The organism is Poseidonocella pacifica (assembly GCF_900111875.1).
GTDB classification, from domain to species: Bacteria; Pseudomonadota; Alphaproteobacteria; order Rhodobacterales; family Rhodobacteraceae; genus Poseidonocella; species Poseidonocella pacifica.
Genome location: NZ_FOJU01000002.1, coordinates 301,897 through 323,187, shown reverse-complemented (window position 1 = coordinate 323,187; position 21,291 = coordinate 301,897). Strand labels below are relative to the sequence as shown.

The 21,291-nt window shown below is 62.1% G+C and carries 20 protein-coding genes; 10 read left to right on the top strand and 10 right to left on the bottom strand.

Annotation, left to right across the window (positions count from 1 at the left end):
- The 3 genes from BM234_RS06690 (at position 1) to BM234_RS06680 (ending at position 2,590) form a co-directional block, all read left to right on the top strand.
- Positions 1-954: an alpha-E domain-containing protein gene (locus tag BM234_RS06690; protein WP_092062174.1), complete on the top strand. Its 954-nt coding sequence runs from the start codon at positions 1-3 to the stop codon at positions 952-954.
- Entirely contained in the window at positions 951-1,769 is an 819-nt protein-coding gene (locus BM234_RS06685; RefSeq protein WP_092062171.1) for a transglutaminase family protein, read from the top strand. The genes BM234_RS06690 and BM234_RS06685 overlap by 4 nt, the downstream gene beginning before the upstream one ends.
- Before the next feature lie 89 nt (positions 1,770-1,858).
- Entirely contained in the window at positions 1,859-2,590 is a 732-nt protein-coding gene (locus tag BM234_RS06680) for a proteasome-type protease (protein ID WP_092062168.1), read from the top strand.
- 65 nt (positions 2,591-2,655) lie between these two features.
- On the opposite strand, the gene BM234_RS06675 is transcribed toward BM234_RS06680, so the two are convergent.
- Complete coding sequence (locus BM234_RS06675) at positions 2,656-3,504, bottom strand: hypothetical protein (RefSeq protein ID WP_139226773.1); 849 nt, start codon at positions 3,502-3,504, stop codon at positions 2,656-2,658.
- Between the two features lie 201 nt (positions 3,505-3,705).
- Between BM234_RS06675 and infC the strand changes: the two genes are divergently transcribed.
- The 5 genes from infC to BM234_RS06650 all read left to right on the top strand — a co-directional run bounded on the left by infC (position 3,706) and on the right by BM234_RS06650 (position 9,249).
- Positions 3,706-4,260: a translation initiation factor IF-3 gene (infC, locus tag BM234_RS06670; RefSeq protein ID WP_425439237.1), complete on the top strand. Its 555-nt coding sequence runs from the start codon at positions 3,706-3,708 to the stop codon at positions 4,258-4,260.
- A gap of 201 nt (positions 4,261-4,461) precedes the next feature.
- Positions 4,462-5,694, top strand: a complete 1,233-nt coding sequence (locus tag BM234_RS06665) for a glycerate kinase type-2 family protein (RefSeq protein WP_092062159.1) — start codon at positions 4,462-4,464, stop codon at positions 5,692-5,694.
- Positions 5,691-6,170 carry an Lrp/AsnC family transcriptional regulator gene (locus tag BM234_RS06660; protein WP_092062156.1) on the top strand — a complete coding sequence of 160 codons (480 nt, stop codon included), beginning with the start codon at positions 5,691-5,693 and terminating at the stop codon, positions 6,168-6,170. Before BM234_RS06665 ends, BM234_RS06660 begins: the two co-directional genes overlap by 4 nt.
- A gap of 120 nt (positions 6,171-6,290) precedes the next feature.
- Positions 6,291-7,775 (top strand): NAD-dependent succinate-semialdehyde dehydrogenase, encoded by a 1,485-nt coding sequence (locus BM234_RS06655; protein ID WP_092062153.1) that lies wholly within the window; start codon positions 6,291-6,293, stop codon positions 7,773-7,775.
- 103 nt (positions 7,776-7,878) lie between these two features.
- On the top strand, positions 7,879-9,249 hold the full coding sequence (locus BM234_RS06650) for an aspartate aminotransferase family protein (protein WP_092062150.1): 1,371 nt from the start codon (positions 7,879-7,881) through the stop codon (positions 9,247-9,249).
- A 119-nt stretch (positions 9,250-9,368) separates the two neighbouring features.
- Here BM234_RS06650 and dtd read toward each other — a convergent pair whose 3' ends face one another.
- The 8 genes from dtd to BM234_RS06610 form a co-directional block, all read right to left on the bottom strand.
- Positions 9,369-9,812, bottom strand: a complete 444-nt coding sequence (dtd, locus tag BM234_RS06645; protein WP_092062147.1) for a D-aminoacyl-tRNA deacylase — start codon at positions 9,810-9,812, stop codon at positions 9,369-9,371.
- On the bottom strand, positions 9,809-10,729 hold the full coding sequence (locus BM234_RS06640; RefSeq protein WP_092062143.1) for a carbohydrate kinase family protein: 921 nt from the start codon (positions 10,727-10,729) through the stop codon (positions 9,809-9,811). Before BM234_RS06640 ends, dtd begins: the two co-directional genes overlap by 4 nt.
- A gap of 57 nt (positions 10,730-10,786) precedes the next feature.
- Positions 10,787-11,875: a TFIIB-type zinc ribbon-containing protein gene (locus BM234_RS06635; protein WP_092062140.1), complete on the bottom strand. Its 1,089-nt coding sequence runs from the start codon at positions 11,873-11,875 to the stop codon at positions 10,787-10,789.
- A 160-nt stretch (positions 11,876-12,035) separates the two neighbouring features.
- On the bottom strand, positions 12,036-13,145 hold the full coding sequence (locus tag BM234_RS06630) for an SPFH domain-containing protein (protein ID WP_092062137.1): 1,110 nt from the start codon (positions 13,143-13,145) through the stop codon (positions 12,036-12,038).
- A gap of 11 nt (positions 13,146-13,156) precedes the next feature.
- Positions 13,157-14,104, bottom strand: coding sequence for a DUF2927 domain-containing protein (locus tag BM234_RS06625; RefSeq protein ID WP_092062134.1), 948 nt, complete (start codon positions 14,102-14,104; stop codon positions 13,157-13,159).
- Between the two features lie 3 nt (positions 14,105-14,107).
- Entirely contained in the window at positions 14,108-15,307 is a 1,200-nt protein-coding gene (locus BM234_RS06620) for a toxic anion resistance protein (protein ID WP_092062131.1), read from the bottom strand.
- Between the two features lie 14 nt (positions 15,308-15,321).
- A complete protein-coding gene (locus tag BM234_RS06615; RefSeq protein ID WP_092062128.1) occupies positions 15,322-16,209 on the bottom strand; it encodes a 5-bromo-4-chloroindolyl phosphate hydrolysis family protein in 888 nt (295 codons plus the stop codon).
- Positions 16,210-16,395: 186 nt separating this feature from the next.
- Positions 16,396-17,175 carry a pseudouridine synthase gene (locus BM234_RS06610; protein WP_092062125.1) on the bottom strand — a complete coding sequence of 260 codons (780 nt, stop codon included), beginning with the start codon at positions 17,173-17,175 and terminating at the stop codon, positions 16,396-16,398.
- On the opposite strand from BM234_RS06610, the gene BM234_RS06605 reads away from it, so the two are divergent.
- Positions 17,174-17,671, top strand: coding sequence for a nucleoside deaminase (locus BM234_RS06605; protein ID WP_245752533.1), 498 nt, complete (start codon positions 17,174-17,176; stop codon positions 17,669-17,671). The genes BM234_RS06610 and BM234_RS06605 overlap by 2 nt on opposite strands.
- Before the next feature lie 7 nt (positions 17,672-17,678).
- Here BM234_RS06605 and hrpB read toward each other — a convergent pair whose 3' ends face one another.
- The gene (gene hrpB / locus BM234_RS06600) at positions 17,679-20,117 is read right to left on the bottom strand and encodes an ATP-dependent helicase HrpB (RefSeq protein WP_092063242.1); all 2,439 of its coding nucleotides are present in this window, start codon (positions 20,115-20,117) and stop codon (positions 17,679-17,681) included.
- Positions 20,118-20,210: 93 nt separating this feature from the next.
- Here hrpB and meaB point away from each other — a divergent pair, with 93 nt between their 5' ends.
- Positions 20,211-21,194 (top strand): methylmalonyl Co-A mutase-associated GTPase MeaB, encoded by a 984-nt coding sequence (meaB, locus tag BM234_RS06595; protein ID WP_092062122.1) that lies wholly within the window; start codon positions 20,211-20,213, stop codon positions 21,192-21,194.
- The last annotated feature ends 97 nt before the right edge of the window (positions 21,195-21,291 follow it).

Genomic DNA, 21,291 nt, shown 5'->3' with positions numbered 1-21,291 from the left:
ATGCTGAGCCGGACTGCAAATCATCTCTATTGGCTGGGGCGCTATCTTGAGCGCGCCGAAACAACCGCGCGGCTTCTTGAGGTGGGCGGGCGCAACGCGCTTCTGCCCAATCTCAGTGGCGGGCACCGCAACGAATGGGAGGCTGTGCTTCAGGCCAACAATGGGCTTGAAGCCTTTCGGGCGAAGTATTCCGATCCCTCACAGCGAAACATCGAAACCTTCCTGTTCTTTGACCGGGACAACCCGTCCTCCATCGCTTCTTGTATCAATCTGGTGCGGGAAAACGCGCGGGTCGTACGCACGGCGCTCACCATGCGTGTCTGGGATGCAATCAACTCTTGTTATCAGGAGTTGCAGGAAATGAGCCGGACCGAGAGAAGCCAGATCTCGCTCACTGACCTGACCGATTGGACCATGCGGACCTGCGCCGAGATTCGCGGCGCCATCGAGGCCACGCAGCTTCGCAACGACGGATATCATTTCCTCAACGTGGGGTATGCTATCGAGCGGGCGGACAACACTGCAAGGTTGCTCAACGTCAAATACTATGTGCTGCTGCCCTCGGTGCAGTATGTCGGCTCCGGGCTCGACAACTATCAGTGGGTCACGCTGCTGCGGTCCATGTCGGCGCATCGGGCGTTTATCTGGACCTATGATGGGGAAGTCACCCCGGCCAAGATCGCGCATTTTCTGATCCTCAACCGTCTTTTCCCACGTTCGCTGCTGACCAGCATGGAAATGGCGTCCGACCACCTTGACCACCTCGCGCGCGGCTACGGGCGCGGCACGGAGGCGCAGCAGCGGATCCGGAACATCGTCGCCGAGCTGGCCGAATTACAGGTCGAAGACGTTTTCGACGAAGGGCTCCACGAATTTCTGCTGCGGTTCATCGCGGACAATGCGGCACTCGCGGGCTGCGTCGAGGAAGTCTACCTGCAGGGGGAGGCGGCATGAGGCTGACCGTAGAACACCGGACCCACTACCGCTTTGAAGTACCAATGCGGCGGGTCATTCAGGTCCACCGTCTCTTGCCGGCGGATTCCGACAATCAGCGAATCGCGGATTGGAGCATCGACATCGGCGAGGGGATCGTGGGCGGCAGCTATCGCGATGCCGCGGGAGATAACATTTCCAATGTCTCGTGGCGCGGACCGCTGGACGAAGTGACCGTGACGGTGCGCGGTGTGGTGGAAACCCATGAAACCTCTGGGGTTCTGCGCGGGCATCAGGAACGCTCGGTGCCGGGGATGTATATGCGCCACACACGGCAGACATGGCCCGATGGTGATCTGCGCAAGCTGGCCGCCGATACGAGCAAGGACTTCGAAGACGCCAGCCCTCTGCGGCGCGCCCACACGCTCTCGGCAGCGGTGTCGGAGGCGATAACCTTCGCGCCGGGTCAGACGCAGGCCACGGGTACGGCCGCCGAGGCGCTCGCCCTTGGCAAGGGGGTCTGTCAGGATCATGCCCATGCCCTCATTACATTGGCGCACCTTGTAGGGATGCCCGCCCGCTATGTGTGCGGCTACCTATATACCGAGGACGGCGGGCAGGAGCATGAAGCGGCGCATGCTTGGGCGGAACTGCATGTGGCGGGGTTGGGCTGGGTCGGCTTTGACCCGGCGAATCGGTGTTGCCCCGATGAGCGCTACATTCGGCTTGGCTCCGGCCTTGATGCTCTGACGGCGGCTCCGATCCGGGGCGTTCTGCAGGGCGAAGGGATCGAAGCGCTCGACGTGCATGTGGCAGTGGACGCACAACAGCAATGACGTTTTCGGCATATGGCTTTGTGCGCTTGCACTCTGCCTATGTTCCGACGTAGCGAGGGGCCGCCCATCGCGGGCCGGAGTCTGAGTCGATGACATACTGTGTGGGTTTGCTGCTGGACGCGGGCATAGTCCTGCTATCGGACACCCGCACAAACGCGGGTCTCGACAATATATCCAGCTATCGCAAGATGTTCACTTTCGAAGAGCCGGGCGAGCGGGTCATCGGTATCATGACGGCGGGCAGCCTGTCCGTGACGCAAACGGTGATCGCGCGCCTGACGGATGCGATCGAAGATCCCGACGCGGATCCAACACGCTCCATCATGAAGGTGCCGACCATGCTGGGCGTTGCCGAGATCGTGGGCAACATGCTCGGGGAAGTGCGCCGCGAGGTGGCCACAAAGCTTGACCGGATGAGCCAGACAGCCTCTGCCTCCATGATCCTGACTGGGCAGCGCAAGGGCGGACCCATGCGGATGTTCCTCATCTACCCAGAGGGCAACTTCATCGAGGCCACGCGCGATACACCCTATCTCCAGATCGGAGAGCACAAATACGGCAAGCCCATACTCGACCGCGTCGTGACCAGCGAAACCTCCTTGGCCGATGCGAAGAAAGCCGTTCTTCTGTCCATGGACAGTACCTTGCGGTCAAACCTGTCTGTGGGCATGCCGCTCGATCTTGCAGTTATGAGGGAAGGCGAGTTTCGCATCTCTGAGCAGCGCCGGATCGAGGATAACGATCCGGCTTTTGCGAGGATGAGCGAAGATTGGTCGAACGCCTTGCGAACCTCGTTCAGCCAGATCGAAGCGCTGGACTAGGCCTACCTTCAGAAACGAAAAGAGCGCCCGAAGCGGCGCTCTGATCATCGGTTTTGCTGCGGGAGCTATTCCGCTGCGGGTTGTCCGATCGCTTCGCGTACCCGCTCAAGTACCGATGCAAGCACTTCGGGCGAATCTTCGCGGGCAAGATCCAATGCGCTCGTCAGCAGGCTTTTGCGCGCTTGGGAAAGTTCGGACCCGTCAATCAGGGAAACAGCTTCATCGTAGTCAAAGCTGGCAGGGTCGAGCGCGTCGGTGTTCTGTGCCTCCACGCCTTCCTCTGTGCTGCCGGGCGTCTCTTCTGCTGGTGCAGCTTCCTCGGAGGCTTGAACTTCGTCCGCGGCCACAGTCGCGTCGTCGCCCGCGGGTTCTACAGCGGCCTCGCTCTCGACCGCCGCTCTGTCCGCCTCATCATCGGTGGCCTCTGTAGCGTCATCGACTGTTGCCTCAGTCTCCTCTTCCACGGCTTCCGCTTCGGATTCGATGGTGGAGGTCATATCCGTCACCGCATCCCCCGCGTCCTCAGCCGTCTCCTGCACGGCTTCTGACGCATCCTCTGCGGTGTCTTCCGCCAAGGCCCGTGCGTCGGACGCGGCAGAACCAATCGCGTCGATCATGTCGCCTGCGGCCTCGCGGGTAGTGTTCACGGCCTCCTCGGCGGTTTCAGCGACAGCGTCCATCGCTTCGCCCATTGTGCCGGCGGCATCCTGTGCTGTCTCGGCCACAGCATCTGCGGCATCTTCGAGCACGGCGCCCGTTTCCGAGAGGGCTTCGCCGGCTCCCTCAGTGATTTCCTGCACGGCAGGTTCCTCGGAAACAGCCTCGACCACATCCTGGGGCGTCTGTCCCGTCAGCAGGTAATAACCGCCGGCCAGCACGACCACAGCCAACAAAATCCAAACAAGGTTTCTCATGACCATCGCGTCCTTTTCTCTCTACGGGCGGGGCTCGAAGCCCGATTCGTCTAGTCGGACACTTGCCCGAACCCGCCTCGACTGCAAACTGCTTCGCCGTAAAAGACTCGCTTTCGGCACGCAGCGGCCCATTTGCCGCTTGAACCGGCCCACTGCGAGGACTAATTTAGCTCCCCAAGTGTAGGAAACAAAACAAGGAGCCTGACCATAGCCCGCAGACCTCACAATGCGCCGCCCCCCCGCGATACCGGGCCACGCGTAAACGCAAAGATCCGCGCCCCTGAAATCCGCCTTATCGGCGCGGAAGGGGAGAACGTCGGAGTCGTCACACCTACTCGGGCAATGGAGATGGCCGAGCAGGTCGGTCTCGATCTCGTGGAAATCTCACCGAATGCAGCCCCGCCCGTGTGCAAGATCATGGACTACGGCAAGTTCAAGTACGAACAGCAAAAGCGTGAGAGCGAAGCCCGAAAGAAGCAGAAGACGATCGAGGTCAAGGAGGTCAAGTTCCGACCGAACACCGACACGCATGACTACGAAGTCAAAATGCGTAACGTGGTCAAATTCCTTGAGAACGGCGATAAGGTCAAAGTGACGCTTCGGTTCCGGGGCCGCGAAATGGCCCACCAGAACCTTGGACGTGAGTTGCTTCACCGTGTTGCCGATGACGTCAAGGAATTGGGCAAGGTCGAGAACATGCCCAAGATGGAAGGCCGTCAGATGGTCATGATGATTGGGCCGATGACGAACAGGTAGTTCGCCCGGACCGATCACGCGAATGGCGCTGCCCCTGTTGGGGCCGCGCCTTTTTTGTATCCAGCATCAAGCACGCGTGCGGAACGAATAGCGGTTTAAACCATCACGAATGCCCAGTAGCCTTGCGGGAGACACCGCGATTTCAGCCTGAGGCGCCATTCCGTGACCGACCCCCAAGATCCTGCGACCCTACTTCGTGCCATGTTCGATGCGGCGGTCGCCGCTGCAGACCCGATGAAGGTGATCCCGCCGCTCCTTCCCGAAAAGCCCGCGGGCCGGGTTCTGGTGGTCGGAGCGGGAAAGGCCTCGGCCCGGATGGCCGAAGCGGTGGAATCAGCATGGGGCCCGTGTGAGGGCTATGTGATTACCCGGTACGGCTATGGGCGCCCTTGTCGGGGGATCGAAATCGTCGAGGCCGCGCACCCTGTCCCGGATCAGGCAGGGGTAGATGCGACCACCCATCTTCTGGGTTTGCTCGATGGCGTCAGCGCGGATGATTTCGTGCTGTGCCTTATTTCCGGCGGGGGCTCGGCCCTCCTGTGCGCTCCGGCGGGAGAGATGACACTGGCGGAAAAGCAAGGGGTCAACTCGGCACTTCTGGCGAGCGGAGCACCTATCGGTGCGATGAATGTTGTCCGACAACATCTGAGCCTTGTGAAAGGCGGGCAACTTGCGGCCCGTACCTATCCCGCTCGGATGCTTACGCTGTTGATCTCGGATGTACCGGGGGATGATCCGGCATTGATCGCCTCGGGGCCGACTGTCGGTCGTGCGGGCACAGCCGATGACGCTAGAGAGATCATTCGGCGATTCGGGATCGAACTGCCGGAGAGCGCGCAAGCCGTGCTTGATGGGCCACCGCTCGCCTTGGCGCGGGAAGACCGGCAACTGTCGAAGGTAGAGAACCGTATCGTGGCTGCGCCGTCGCAATCGCTTGAGGCGGCTGCCGAGGTGGCGCGGGCGGCCGGGCTGGAGCCTCGTATTCTGAGCGATGATCTGGAGGGCGAAGCGCGCGATCTCGCCCATGCGCAGGCGGCTGAAGCTCTGGCTGTACAGGCGGGTATGAGCGCGGGGCAGGCCCCGATCGTCCTGCTGTCCGGGGGCGAGTGTACGGTGACGCGGCGGGGCAATGGAACTGGCGGGCCGAACGCGGAATTCGCCCTCGCCGCCGCCGTAGCCTTGCAAGGTTTGCCCGGTATTCACGTCATCGCCTGTGATACCGACGGCGTCGATGGCGCGGCGGAGGTGGCCGGCGCGATTGCCGGGCCTGAGACGCTTGGATTGGCGCGGGCGATTGATCTGAATCCTGAAATCGCCTTGGCCCAGAACGATGCCCATACATTCTTCGAAAAAATCGGTGCGCAAATTGTTCCCGGCCCGACCCTGACCAACGTGAACGATTTCAGGGCGATTCTGATTCAGCCTCCTGCATGAGTCGTTCACCGCGCCTCGACCGCTATGATTTCGCGATCCTTCGGGAATTGCAGGCGAATGGTCGCATGACAAAGACAGCGCTGGCCGAGGCGGTGAACCTCTCCCCCAGCCCCTGCTGGGAGCGGCTCAAGCGGCTCGAAGAGGGTGGTTTGATCACCGGCTATCGCGCGATGATCGACATCCGAAAATTCGCCCCGGTGACCGTGGTATTGGTCGAGATTACGCTCGAAGGGCACAAGGCCGAGGATTTCCGCAGGTTCGAGGCGCAAGTGAAGGAAATTCCGGAGGTTTGCGATTGCTGGGCCACGGGCGGCGGTGTCGATTATATCCTTCGGCTGGTTTTGCGCGATGTGGATGCCTACCAACGGCTTATGGACGGTTTGCTCGACAGCGACGCCGGGATCGAACGCTATTTCGGCTACATCGTGACCAAATCCGTCAAGGACATTCCCGACCCGCTCCCCGAGCCGGAGTGATTTCCACTGATTGAGGCGCACCGCGCCGTGAATTCTTCTGAGAAGCGCTCAGCCTTCAGAAGCACCTTCCGCAACGCGGGTTCTATTGTGGTGGCATGTCTCGAACGTGAGGATCACGCCATGAAAGATCACCCCCAGCTTCCCGAAGTTGATCGCAGCGCCCTGTCCGACCCGCGCCTGCTGAAAACCTTTGCCTATGTCGGAGGACGGTGGTGCGCGGGTGCCGACGGCACAGTCATCAGTGTGACCAACCCGGCGGATGGCAGTTGGTTCGGAGATGTCGCGCGCCTCTCCGGCACCGAAGCGGGGGCGGCGGTCGACGCAGCGCAGGCGGCCTTCACGCAGTGGTCACAAACGCTGCCGCAGGAGCGCGCCGCGTTGTTGCGGCGTTGGTTCGAGTTGATCGTGGAGAACAAGGAAGACCTCGCTCGCATCATGGTGATGGAGCAGGGCAAGCCGCTTTCCGAAGCAAGGGGAGAGATCGACTATGCGGCCTCTTTCGTGGAATTCTATGCGGAGGAAACGCGCCGTCCGAACATAGAGGGGGTCACCTCGCACCTTCCAGACGCAGAGGTGGAGCTCTGGCGCGAACCGGTGGGAGTGGCCGCGCTCGTCACCCCGTGGAACTTTCCTTGTGCAATGCTCACCCGCAAGGCCGCGGCAGCGTTGGCGGCAGGCTGCACCGTTGTGTCGCACCCCTCGGCGGAAACACCCTTTTCCGCTCTGGCGCTGGCGGAGTTGGCGGAACGGGCTGGCTTTCCGGCCGGGGTTTTCAACGTGGTGACAGGCGAGGCGAAGGAGATTGTTGAGCCCTGGACCAGGGATCCGAGGGTCCGTGTTTTGTCGTTCACCGGCTCAACCGAGATCGGACGACTTCTCTATCGCCAATGTGCAGGAACCATAAAGCGTCTGGTGATGGAGCTTGGCGGCCATGCCCCCGTGATCATCTTCAAGGATGCTGATCTTGACCAAGCGGTGGAGGAAACGATCAAGGCGAAATTCGCCACGTCAGGCCAGGATTGCCTCGGAGCGAACCGGATTTTGGTGGAGCGCGAGATCTACGATGCCTTTTGCGAGAAGTTCACAGCGGCGACCCGCGCCCTGAGTATCGGCCGGGGTATGGACGACTGCGATATAGGTCCGCTGATGAATGAGGGCGCCGTAGCCAAGCAAGAGGCGCATGTCGCGGATGCTGTGGAGCGCGGCGCGAAGGTACTTTGCGGAGGCGGGAGGCATGAGCTTGGTCCGTTGTTCTTCGAACCAACCGTATTGGCGGATGTGCCCGCAGGGGCAGCTATCTTTCGCGAAGAAACGTTCGGCCCCGTCGCGGGCATCGCGCCTTTCGATAGCGAAGAAGAGGTCGTGCAGCGCGCGAATGACACGGAATACGGGCTGGTCGCTTATGTGCACGCCATGGATCCGCGCCGGATCTATCGGGTCTCACGGGCCCTGCAATTCGGCATGGTGGCGGTGAACCGTACGAAGGTCACCGGCGCGCCCATCCCCTTTGGGGGCATGAAGCAATCGGGCCTCGGACGCGAAGGCGCGCGTCAGGGGATGGAGGCTTTTACCGAGATCAAGTACGTCTGCCGCGATTGGGGTTGATTTTCCCCGCCACGCCGTCCCATGGGGCGAGCGGGCGAGGCAAGAGTTTGATAATGGCGCAGGGGCCCCGGGGGCGGCTGTCGGCGCGAAGAAAGGACTGAGAATGCTGAAAAACGATTTGCTCGAACAGTGGGACCGAGAGAATTTCTTTCACCCTTCGACACACCTTGCGGAGTTCGCTCGGGGGAATGCGCCGCAACGTGTGATCACGGGCGGGCAGGGGTGCCATATCGAGGACCGTGACGGCACTCGCCTGTTGGATGCTTTTGCCGGGCTGTATTGCGTCAACGTTGGGTATGGGCGGCAGGAAATCGCAGAGGCAATTGCCGAGCAGGCTCGCGAGCTGGCCTATTATCACGCCTATGTCGGCCATGGCACCGAGGCGTCGATCACACTCGCCAAGATGATCCTCGACCGGGCCCCCGATCATATGTCCAAGGTCTATTTCGGTCTATCCGGCTCGGACGCCAATGAGACCAACGTCAAGCTGATCTGGTATTACAACAACATTCTCGGGCGGCCCGAGAAGAAGAAGATCATCTCCCGGTGGCGTGGCTATCACGGCTCCGGTCTTGTGACGGGGTCACTCACGGGGCTTGACCTCTTTCACAAGAAATTTGACCTGCCGCTGGCGCAGGTGATCCACACGGAGGCGCCGTATTATTTCCGCCGTACGGATGTCTCGCAAAGCGAAGAGGCTTTTGTTGCTCATTGCGTGCAGGAGCTTGAGGCCATGATCGAGCGAGAGGGCGCGGACACCATTGCCGCCTTCATCGGGGAGCCGGTCTTGGGAACGGGCGGCATAGTGCCTCCTCCCGAAGGGTATTGGGCGGCAATTCAGAACGTGCTGACCAAACACGACATTCTGCTTGTGGCCGATGAGGTCGTGACGGGATTTGGCCGTCTAGGGACGATGTTCGGCTCTGAACACTATGGGCTGAAACCCGACCTTATCACCATCGCCAAGGGCCTGACCTCTGCCTACGCGCCGCTCTCGGGCAGCATCGTCAGCGACAAGATGTGGAAGGTGTTGGAGCAGGGAACCGATGAGAACGGCCCCATTGGCCATGGTTGGACCTATTCCGCCCATCCTATCGGTGCAGCGGCCGGTGTGGCCAATCTGGAACTCATCGACAAGCTGGATCTTGTCACCGCGGCCGGCAAGACCGGGGCCTATTTCAATAACGCCATGGCGGAGGCTGTTGGGGGCCATGCCCATGTCGGAGAGGTTCGCGGCGAGGGGATGCTTTGCGCCGTAGAGTTTGTGAAGGAACGCGAAAGCAGGACATTCTTCGACGCCTCTGAAAAGGTCGGGCCGCAAATCGCAAATGCGCTTCTTGCCGAAGGGGTGATCGCCCGTGCGATGCCTCAGGGAGATATTCTGGGCTTTGCTCCGCCTTTCTGCCTCTCACAGGAAGAAGCCGATGAGATCGCGGGTAAAACGGCGCGTGCGGTCAAGGCGGTTCTCGGCTGAGGGCCTGACAGCCGGTTAACCAATTTCGGGCCGGTTTGAGCTAGGCTGGGAGAACTTCGCGACCCGCTGTTGCGAGGTGCGGAGCCCCGGGCCGGTGGCTCTCCCACGCCGGCCCGGACCTATTCGGACGTGTCCAACCAGATTGTGACGGGGCCGTCGTTGACGAGCGATACGGCCATGTCGGCCCCAAACCTGCCGCGCTGCGTGCTGATGCCTATCGCCTCAAGCGCGTCGGCGAAGTGGGTGTATAGCATCTCGCCTTGCTCGGGAGGGGCGGCGGCCGAAAAACCGGGCCGGTTGCCACGGCGGGTGTCGGCGGCCAAGGTGAATTGGCTGACCACGAGGGCATGACCACCTGTGTCACTCAGGGCCCGGTTCATCCGGCCATCGTCGTCGCGAAATATCCGGAGCTTTACGATCTTGGCCGCAAGTCGTTCGGCATCGGCCGGACAGTCGCCGGCCATAGCGCACACCAGAATGAGAAGACCCGCGTCAATCTCCGCGATCCTCTCCTCCCCTACATCGACCGCCGCACGTGTGACGCGCTGCAGGAGTGCTCTCAAATTTCGCTCTCCCACGGTGGATTGGCGCCTGCACGGCTGACGGTAATTCCCGCAGCACGTGAGCCAAGCGTCAGCGCGGCCTCGATAGTGGCGTCGTCAAGGTTCGCCAGCGCGGCTTTGGTGAGCGCGCCCGCCTTGTGCAGCGACGCTAGAACGCCTGCGTTGAACGTATCTCCTGCTCCCACAGTGTCGACGACCTCGACCTTTGTGGCGCCGACGCGCACTTCTCCGGACGCGGTAAAGCCAGAAGCACCATCCGACCCTCGCGTGATCAGGACCAACTCTGGCCCCCGCGCCAGCAGGCCATTTGCCAGATCGGAAATATCCCCCGCGCCTTCGAGCCAATGCAGATCCTCATCCGACAGTTTGACGATATCGGAGACGGCGATCATTCGACCGATGCGAGCGCGATAGGCAGGTTCATCCCGGATAAATGTGGGCCGAATGTTGGGGTCAATCATGGTCACCCGGTGGGCGGCCTCATGCTCCATCATGGTCTCATACGTGGCCCCGCAAGGATCGACGGCAAGCGAGATGCCCCCGAAGAACACGGCTTCGACTTCGTCTCCGAGGACGGGAAGGTCAGTCGTCTGGAGCATCCTTCCAGCAGTATTTTCATCATAGAAGGCATATTTCGCCTGACCGTTCTTGAGCGTCACGAAGGCGAGCGTCGTGGGCCGGTCACTGACAGCCGCATAAGCAGCATCCACCCGGCTTTCGATCAAGGCACGGGAGAGCATTTCCCCGAACAGATCTTCGCTCAGCCCTGAGAAGAACGCCGACGGTACGCCGAGCCGCCCGAGCGCGATGGCGGTATTGAAGACCGCTCCACCCGGAAAGGGCGCGAACGCCGCTTCGCCCTGGCCCGTCTCCCGCGGGAGCATATCGATCAGCGCTTCGCCACAGCTGAGTATCATGACGGCCTCCTTCTTTGCTTCGCTCCACGTAACCCGCCGGCTGTGGCTGGCGCAAGCCTACTGCGCCTGAGCGGCAAAAAAGCCGACGATCCCCGCAAGCAGCGCGCCGATGATCACAGCGATAGTGATTTTCACCCAGGACCACGGTCTCTCGCCCTGTACCTGACCTGTCCGGCCGTTGACGACGAAGCGAAATGATTTGCCCCGGTACTTGTAGGCGGCGAGCCAGACAGGCAGCAGGATATGTTTGAAGGTCACATCCTCGACCTGAGTGCGGACCGAGTCGATCTTCTGCGCATCGCCGCCGATGTCGAACTTGATGTCACGTCGGATGACCGTATCCATCTTTTCGCGCGCTTGATCGAACCCGTCGGAGAGTTCGACCTGATAGCCTTCCGCTCGAAATCCGGCGAGAAACTCTGGCTTATACGGCTCCAGCGCGGACAGATCCCATGGCTCTAACGCATCCGTGTATCGCTTGGGCAGGCTTCGCGACGCCAGTACCAGAACATCGTCGAAGAACCGGGCAACGCGCCCCGTTGCCCGATGCCAACGGGTCTTGCGCACGCGAACTGTTTCTCGCTTGCCGTCCCGAACCACTGTCTTGGTGTCATAGTAATGGATCCCTCGCTGGCCGGAATAATCCGAGCGTGTCTGAGCGTCGAAGGTCCAGTAGGGAACGTAGATCCCCTGCATCTTGCGCCCTTTGCGAGCATACTGTGCAAGACCGTTTGGCGCGAACCACAATGAGCCAAGCCAGTTGTCCATCGCCTCATGCGCGACCGGCTCTGCGAGGGCGAAGGGCAGAATACCCCTGGGCTTTATATGCCGATGCGCACCAGTATCCGTCACCACCGGGGTCGCGCAGAAGGGACACTCGGCGGCATGGACATCGGGATCGAATTCGACCTGAGCCCCGCAATTGGGGCAAGCGGAAACACGGGTTTCCTCAAATTCCGCGCGGCCGAGTTGGTCCCTGAGCGCCGCCTTGAAATCAAGTTCGGGGATAGCGCCGGGCCAGGGCGAAGCTTCGGAGACCTCTTCGCGATGCCCACAATGGACACAAACGAGCGCCGATGCCGCCGGATCATAGCGATAGTCGCCGCCGCAGTTCTCGCATGGAAAACGATGGTCCGTGTCATTCACGTTGTCCGCACTCCCTGGCTACGGTCAAAAGATAGCGATCGGCATCGCTCACATCGGTGCCCCATCGCCGTGCATGAAAGCCGGAGGCAAGCGCATTGGGGCATCCCGCGCTCCGGGGCTTCAATCCGGCATCAGAGGGTAAACCAAAGCTCCCGGCCGCCTATGATCCCGGTGGGGGTGGCGGCATCACCGTGAAAAGCTGAGCCAGTTCGGCAACGTCCTCTGCACGCTTCCATCCGTCCTGTCCGGCCGTCCAGACATGCGTATCGCGACCAAGCTTGTTCTCTGTCACCATGCGCCCGAGGCGCGCCTTGGAATAGGGTCCGTGCGTCTCGCCATTCTCCGCAATATGCCAGACGTGCTCCACAGGGGGCGGTGGCGGAGGTGCCGCCGGTGCTTGTGGGGCCGCGCCCCACGGACCTTGTCGCGCCATCTGCGATCCCATCGCCATGCCGAGACCCGCGCCAATTCCCGCGCCCATGCCGCCGCCTCCGGGTTGCTCAGCGGCCTTGCTCATGGCCTCGGCGGCGCTGAACTGCGTGTACCGGCCAAGATCGCCCACGATTCCCATGGAGGTGCGCTTGTCGAGCGCGTCTTCGACGGCAGCAGGAAGTGAGATGTTTTCCACATAGAATTCGGGCATCTCCAGCCCGTACTCCGCAAGCTGGGGGGAAACCTGCGCGGCGATGAGTTTACCCAAATCGCCAGTATTGGCCGCCATGTCGAGCACCGGAAGGTTGGAACCCGCGAGCGCCGCTGATGCCTTGGTGACGATGATATTGCGTATCTGATAGGTGATCTCATCCGCAGTGAATTCCCCATCGGTTCCGACGATTTCAGTCATGAACAAAGAGGGGTTCGAAATACGGATGGTATAAGTGCCGTAGGCGCGCAGCCGTACCGGCCCGAATTCCGGATCCCGGCACATGATCGGATTCTTGGTGCCCCATTTCAGATCGGTGAAACGCCGCGTGGCGACGAAGTAGACTTCGGATTTGAAGGGGGAGCGAAACCCGTGATCCCAATGCTGCAACGTCGTCATCACTGGCATGTTGTTGGTCTCAAGCATGTAGAGACCCGGCGTGAAGACATCGGCGAGTTGGCCCTCGTGAACGAACACGGCGGCTTGTCCCTCTCGTACGGTTAACTTGGCGCCATACTTGATCGCATGGCCTTCGCGTTCAAAACGCCAGACCATGGTGTCGCGGGTATTGTCCGTCCAGTGAATGACGTCGATGAACTCACCGGACAGGAAGTCGAAAATGCCCATGGGCTCTCTCCTCAGACGGGGCCGCCGGTCAATTCGGCGGCTATGGTTTCGATAATTGGGCGAGCCTCCCGGGCGGTCATGCCCATACGCAGGCGAGGATCGTAGAGCATCTTGAGCAGCAACTCGTCATGGCTCGTCAGCAAGCCGAATTCCTCATCATCGTTGAAGATGGACGGGCGCGCTTCGGGGCTGTCATTGGCGAGGCCAAGGCCTTGGGCAAGCTCTTCGTGGATACAGCTTTCCCGCATCTGCGGCGGGTGCTCCGCGCGGATCAGGGCAATCGCCTTTACATAGGAAAAATCCGTCCTTCCGGGAAAGGCGAAGACGACACAGGACACGGACCGCGGCAGGTTCACAAAGGTCGAGACCGATGCCGGGTTGATGCCCGGAACGATTTCTCGCAGGCGCGCGGCAAAGGCGGGCCTGTCATCTTCGCCCGCGACAATGACGTGGTAGTTGGGCGCGTGCGCATCCATCCGGATGTCGTGCCCCGTGACGCGGGCCAATCGGGCGGCATAGCGTGAGATAAGAGCGGTATCGCTCTTGCGCTGGTCCTTTGACACGGTTGCGCCGAATTCCACCGAGATCCGCACCGGCTTCTCCCAGCGACGCAGCACACTTGCGGTGGTGCGGCCGGACAAGGTCCCTGTTCCCCCACCATACTCATCGTAAAGCGCGATGCGCTCAAAGTTCTCGGCAAGCTGGCGTGCGTTGAAGGGCGTGTCAGGGCCGCCGCCATCCTTGCGCAGCAATCCGCGGGTCAAAAGATCATTCTGAACGCGGGCGTAATAGGTCGCCAGGTCCTTGCTGGCCTGAGATGGCTCAGCCGGGGTTGCGGAAACGGGCGGAGTAGGCCGTGCCGGAGGCTCGGTTGGGGGCGGCGGGGGCGCCACGGTCTCGCACGCGGCAAGCGCGAACAGCGCCACCGCGAGGAAACGTCCGGACAATCCCGCGCGCATGGTTCAGGCTCCGGGCACGGATGTGGAGGCCGTATCGCCCAGTCCCGTTTTGCGGGCCTTGGCCGCCGCGAGCGTGTTGCGCAACTCCACTTCCATCTTGTTGAGCTCTTCTTCAGCGGCCGCACGTCGGGCTTTGCCCTCATCGGCGATCTGCAGACTTTCTTCGATCGTGCCGACGAGATCGGCATTCGCCTGTTTGACCGCCTCGATGTCGAACACGCCGCGCTCCATCTCTTCACGCACGATGCGGTTGCTGTCGCGCAGGTTCTTGGCGTTCGCGGTCAACAGTTCATTCGTCAGGTCGTTCGCCTCACGGACCGCCGTGGCCGCTTCGGTGGAACGCTGGATGGTCACGGCTTGCGCCAGTTGCGTTTCCCAAAGCGGGACAGTGTTGACGAGCGTCGAGTTGATCTTGGTCACGAGGCTCTTGTCGTTTTCTTGCACCAAGCGGATCGAAGGGAGGGATTGCATCGTGACCTGTCGCGTGAGCTTGAGATCGTGGACACGGCGTTCGAGATCGTCACGCGCGGCGCGCAGGTCCCGCAATTCCTGAGCTTTCATCACCTGCTCGCCCTCTGGCGCGCTTTCGACTTCCGCTTCTCTTGCGGGGATCTCGCCCTCGTCGAGTTCCTTCAACTTGGCTTCGCCCGCCGCGATATAGAGCGCAAGCTCATCATAGAAGGCGAGCGTCTTTTCATAGAGCAGATCGAGGGATTTGATATCCTTCAGCAAGGCATGCTCATGCTGGAGCAGGTCGTTCGTAACCCGGTCGATCTGTTCCTGAACCTCTTCATAGCGCGCGGTGAACTTTGCGATGGGCGCGGCGCGTCCAAGCAGTTTTTCCCAGAAGCTGCGCTTGCGCCGCATATCGAGTTCGGAGACGGAGAAACCCCGGATCGTGCTCACGATATCGCGCAAGGAATCACCCGCTGGCCCGACATCCTTGTTGCGGACGCCAGCAAGCATCGACTGACTGATCTGTTGCAACTCTTCTTGCGCCGCACTCCCGAAGGACACAATAGAGTTGGTGTCACCCATGTCGATCTCGTCCATGCGCTTGCGAATTTCGCCTTGCGACGCCTCATCGGCCTCTTGCAGCGCGACGACCTCGGATGAGTCCGCCGGATCGGGCAGTACGGTCGCGTTGAGTTCCTGCACCATGCCGAGTGTTTTCTCGGCTTCCTTGCGGGTGGTCTCTGACATGAGGGGTCCTCTCTCTAAGTCTTTTCGGCGCGAATACCCTCGCGGGCGAGCCTTTCGCGCAATACATCGATTTCAACGGTCAGATCCGTACGATCATCCAGTAGGAGCCGCTCTGTACGAGCCGCGAAATTCCGCTCCAGATCGTCGAGCAGCGCGAGATAATCCGCCAATGCCTCTGGGTCTTTGCGCCGGGCATAAAGGTCCGCGAACTTGCTTGTGGCCTCCCGCGCGCCGCGTAGGTAAACGGACAGGTACTTTCGTGCGGCGCTCAGATCGCGTGGATCGTTTTCCACGGTACGAAAGAGCGCGCGTGCCGTGGCTTGAAATTGCTCGACCCGCGCCTCGACCGACCGGTCCCCGGCACGGATGGCGGCCTCCGACATCGCGGCAAGCTCAGCTTCCGCCTCATCCACAGCGCGGGCGACCCGGTCGGATTGAAAGTGATCGTCATCCATGCCTTTGCTGCGTAGCGGGTCGAGACCAAAGGCAAAGCTATGCACCACCCCGCCGATCACGGCAAAGATCCCTGCTTCCACCGCGCCAAAGCCAGCAGCGCCTGCAAGCCCGAGACCGATCCCGGTGAGGCACGATCCGGCGATCTTGCGCGGCATGGCGGGACGGCGGGCAACCTTGCGCGCTTCGAAGGCGGCTTCGGCCTTCAACCCTTCGCGCGTGAGCCAAGCCGCGAGGATGAGCGCCCCAAATGACAGCAGATAGAGGGCCATGACCATCGGCTCTGAGGTGAACGCCCGGAACAAAAGGGGGATCGGTGCCAGAAAAAGCAGGTTCACCCGCCCGCCAGCGCGATTCCGACGAGCACCTTGGAAGGGGCCGGGTTTCGGTCCTGTGCCCGCAGCGGCATTCTTGTCCGGGCTATAGCGCCCGCCAAAACGCTGGGCCATGGATCAGGCCCCTCCGCCGAAGGAGACGTAGAGGATCAGTGCGATCAATACGACAAAGGCGATCTTCTGAAGGCCCGGTCCGCTCATCTGCCTCGCCACCCCTTTTTGTTCGTGACGCCTTGCATGTATCAGTTATCCATCAAAATACAGCAGGCAACCCCCAAATAAAACGCTCTTTGGGCCGGATCAGCGCTTTCGGCGGCGAACTGTACGCGGTGGCGGCGCTTCGGGGGCCGGGCCAAGCCCGAGTTGGTCGCGCAGGATCCTTGGGCGGATTTCCTCGGCATCGCCAGTCTTCAGCGTGCCGAGTTGGAAGGGGCCATAAGAGATCCGGATCAGACGGTTTACCGACAGCCCGACGGAGTTCATTGCACGGCGAATTTCCCGGTTCTTGCCCTCGCGCAGTCCCACGGTGATCCAAGCGTTCGCGCCCTGCTGTCGGTCCAACGTCACGGTCATCGGTTGAAACCGTTCGCCCTCGATCACGATACCCTTGCGGAGCGCTTCGAAATCGGTGTCCTGTGGGCGCCCCTTGACCCGCACACGGTATTTGCGCAGCCACCCTGTGGAAGGCAGTTCCATCTTGCGCTTCAATCCACCGTCGTTCGTCAGCAGCAGCAATCCTTCGGAGTTGATGTCCAACCGGCCGACCGACATGACCCGTGGCAGGTCATCGGGAAGTTCGTCGAAAATCGTAGGGCGCCCCTGTTCGTCCTTCGTGGTGGTCACGAGGCCCACGGGTTTGTGGTACAGCCAGAGGCGCGGGGGTTCCGGTGCGTCGATCGGCTTGCCGTCGACGGTGATCTTGTCGGCATCCGTCACATTGAGCGCGGCGCGCCCGATGATCTCGTCATTGACGGAAACCCGGCCGGCTTCGATCATGCGTTCGGCTTCCCGGCGCGAGGCGATGCCGGCGCGGGAGAGTACCTTGGCGATACGCTCGCCTTTGGGGGTGTCCTTGCTCATGCACGATGCGATAGAGGAAAACGCGCGGGCTGAAAAGCAGGAGCGCTGCGTGTTTCGATCTTACATGGAGATGGCATTGAGGGAGGCACGGGCCGCAGGCGAGCGGGGCGAGGTGCCGGTGGGCGCCGTTATCGTGCGCGATGGGGAGGTTCTGGGGACAGCGGGCAACCGCACCCGAGAGTTGAGCGATCCGACCGCTCATGCCGAAGTTCTGGTGATCAGGGCAGCCTGCGCCGCTTTGGGGAGCGAGCGGATTGAGGGGGCCGATCTCTACGTCACGCTGGAGCCCTGTCCGATGTGCGCGGCGGCGATCTCTTTCGCGCGTGTTGCGCGCCTCTACTATGGGGCGGCAGATCCGAAATCCGGCGGCGTCGCGCAAGGGGCACGGATCTTTCAGCATCCCCAGTGTCATCATGTCCCGCAGGTCTATGACGGAATCGGCGCGGGGGAATCGGAGTCGCTCCTGCGCGGGTTCTTTGCCGCACGGCGATCCTGACCACGGTTCAGGTCCGACGCTTCGCCCGGAGGGTAGGGTCGGCGTCTCGGGGGTTTTCGGGCCACGGATGGCGCGGGTAGCGCCCGCGCATATCCTTGCGCACGTCGGCATAGGAACTGTCCCAGAAGCCCGGAATGTCCATCGTGGTCTGTACCGGGCGACCCGCAGGCGAGAGCAGCGTAACCCGCAAGGGCGTTCGGCCGACCAACGGATGCTCCGTCTGGCCGAACATTTCTTGAATGCGCAGGGAGATTTCAGGGTTCTCAGGCGAGTAGTCGATGGGAATCTTGCGGCCTAGAGGCGTGGTGAAATGTGCCGGGGCCGCTCGGTCGAGGGCTTGCATTTGAGGCCAGTCCAAGCGTGCTTGGAGCGCCGGAAGGATGTCGAAGGCTTTCCAATCCTCTGCCGTTCGCACGCCTCCAAGATGCGGCAAGAGCCACTCTTCGAGCGTTTTCATCAGGGCCGGTTCGCTCAGATCGGGCAGGTTTGGATCCGCCTCTCGCACGAGCGCCACGCGGGCGGCGAAACGACGAGCAGCGGGGGTCCATTTCAGGCCCAGATCCTGGACCCCATCGAGCATCGCCCTTGCGACCAGGTCTTCGGGAGCATCACGCCAGATGCGATCATCAAGGGCAATCGCGCCGAACCGTTCCTGCTGCCGCGCGACCACGCGTCTGTCGCGCCGCGACCATCTGCAATCGTCCTGCCACGCGATGTCTTGGGGAAAGAGATCACGTAGTTCCGCCTCGGAGATCGGAATGGCTTGCCGAATACGGGCTTCTCTTCGATCGCCGTCGAGGTCGGTGGCAACCAGAAGTTGCTGCCCCGCCAGTGGGTCGTCGTCGGGCAAATAGGCCCCCGATCCCCCCGATAGATGAAAGCGCGCAGTATCACCCTTTCGGCGCAACGCAATGCGGTCGGGATAGGCGAGCGCGGCCATCTGCGCGGCATCGGCCGTTTGCTTCGCATCGGCGCTCCGAGCCAGTCTCTTCGCTTCGGTCCGAATGCGTTCGATTCCGCCACGGTTCAGCCCATAGGGTCTTCGCGCTTCGAACCCCGAGGGATCGCGGAGGGCTTCGAGACGCAAGGAGAGATCCGCCGGCGCGCCTTTCAAGGGGTCGCGGTCCGCGAGGAGAGCTGCCAGTGGCGCGGCATCTTTCCCGGCGATGCTCAGCATATGTGCGAGGCGCGGATGAAGCGGCAACGCGGCCAGCGCGCGCCCATGCGAGGTAATCAGCCCTCTGGGATCGAGCGCGCCCAGCATCCGCAAAAGTGCTTGAGCTTCGGCAAATGCGCCGGGATTGGGCGCGGTCAGAAACGGCAACTCCTCGGGCGATGCTCCCCAAAGAGCGAGTTCCAGCGCCAAGCCAGTGAGGTCGGCGGACTCTATCTCCGCAGGTGGAAAGGGGAGAAGTCCGCCCTCTTCGCCGCGCGTCCAGAGCCGATAGGCGATCCCTTGCGCCACCCGTCCTGCGCGTCCGGCGCGCTGCGTCGCCTCTGCGGCGGTTACTCGCTCGGTTACGAGGCGCGACATTCCCGTTCCGGGGTCGAAGCGCGCGCGGCGGGCGCGTCCGCCGTCGACCACCACGCGGATGTCGGGGATGGTCAGTGATGTCTCCGCGATCGAGGTTGCCAAGACCACTTTCCGGCCGCTCTTGGAGGGTGCGAGAGCAGCGCGCTGTCGTTCGAAGGCCATCGCGCCAAAGAGAGGCTGCACGTTCGCACCCTGCGGGAGGCGACCTTTCAGGATTGATTCGACGCGGCGGATTTCACCCTCTCCGGGCAGAAAGACGAGTATGCCGCCCTCCGTCTCCGCGGCGGCGGATGTGACGAGATCCGATACGGCCTCGGGGAACCGCGCCCGCGGAGGCAAGGGGCGGTCGAGCCAGCGGGTTTCCACTGGAAAGCTACGGCCTTCTGAGGTGATGAGCGGCGCGTCCATCAACTCTGCCACCGGACCGGCATCAAGGGTTGCTGACATGGCGATGAGCAACAAATCTTCGCGCAGGGCGCCGGCGATCTCGAGGCAAAGGGCGAGGCCGAAATCCGCGTTGAGGGAGCGCTCGTGAAATTCGTCGAAGATCACGGCGCCGATACCGTCCAGACCGGGATCACTCTGGATCATCCGAGTGAGGATCCCTTCGGTCACAACTTCGATCCGGGTGGTTCGGGAGGTGCGGGCCTCGCCGCGTATTCTGTAACCCACGGTCCCGCCAACCTCTTCGCCGAGCGTCTGGGCCATCCGCTCTGCTGCCGCGCGGGCGGCAAGACGGCGCGGCTCCAGCATGAGGATGCGCCCCGATGTCAGGTGGGCATCCAGAAGGGCGAGCGGAACGACGGTCGTCTTGCCCGCTCCGGGCGGGGCCTGCAGCACGGCGCGACGGTCCTTGCGAAGCGCCGCGATGAGGTCAGGCAATGCGTCATGAATGGGCAAGGTCGTCGTCATGGGGGGTGTTATGCGGGAAGGGCGCGGGCGGGTATAGGGGGCACCTTGCATGGCGCGGTGCCGCGCGGGATAACGGGCCAAAAGGAGGCGCGTATGGAGATCGAGAGCCTGGCCGAAAATGTCCTCGCGGGCGACCGACGGGCGTTGGCCCGTGCCATCACGCTTGTGGAAAGTCTGCGGGACGACCACCGCGAGAAGGCGGCGCGGCTTCTGGAAATCCTCGCGCGGTCCGGGAGGCAAGCCCTGCGGATCGGAATGTCGGGCACCCCCGGCGTCGGCAAATCCACGTTTATCGAGGCCTTCGGACAGATGCTGACGGCTCAGGGGCTGCGCGTTGCGGTTTTGGCGGTCGATCCGACCAGCGCGCGTACGGGCGGCTCGATCCTCGGCGACAAGACCCGCATGGAACGTCTGTCCCGTGATCCGAATGCATTCATCCGCCCCTCTCCGTCGCAAACGCATCTGGGCGGGGTCGCGCGGCGCACCCGAGAGGCCGTGGCACTCTGCGAGGCGGGGGGATACGACGTCGTGATAATCGAAACGGTGGGGGTCGGGCAGTCGGAGACAGTGGTTGCAGAGATGTCTGACCTCTTCCTGCTGCTGCTCGCGCCCGCCGGCGGCGACGAACTTCAGGGTGTCAAACGCGGGATTATGGAAATTGCCGACATTATCCTCGTCAACAAGGCGGATGGCGATTTGCGGGCTGCGGCCACGCGGACCTGCAGCGATTATGCCGGTGCGCTACGGCTGCTGCGCAAGCGCCCTCAGGACCCGGAGGGCTTCCCAAAGGCAATGATGGTTTCGGCCGTGGAACAAACGGGACTTGACGTGGCCTGGACCGAGATGCAGCGCCTTGCCGATTGGCGCAGGGCGGAGGGGCACTTCGACGCGCGGCGCGCCGAGCAGGCGCGGTACTGGTTCACGGAGGAGGTTCGGCACGCGCTCCTTTCGGAATTGCAAACCCCCGCAATGCGGGCGGAGTTGGCGCGTCTCGGAACCGCCGTTGCATTGGGGGAGACCAGTTCGGCCATGGCCGCGCGGGAGATCATGACACAACTGCGCGGCCCCACGCATTGAATTGAGGGGAAAGACGGACTTTGCGGCAAATGCCTGCGTGACCTCCCCAACTTTTGCGTTAACATTCCGTTACGAAGACAACCACAATAGGGGACAG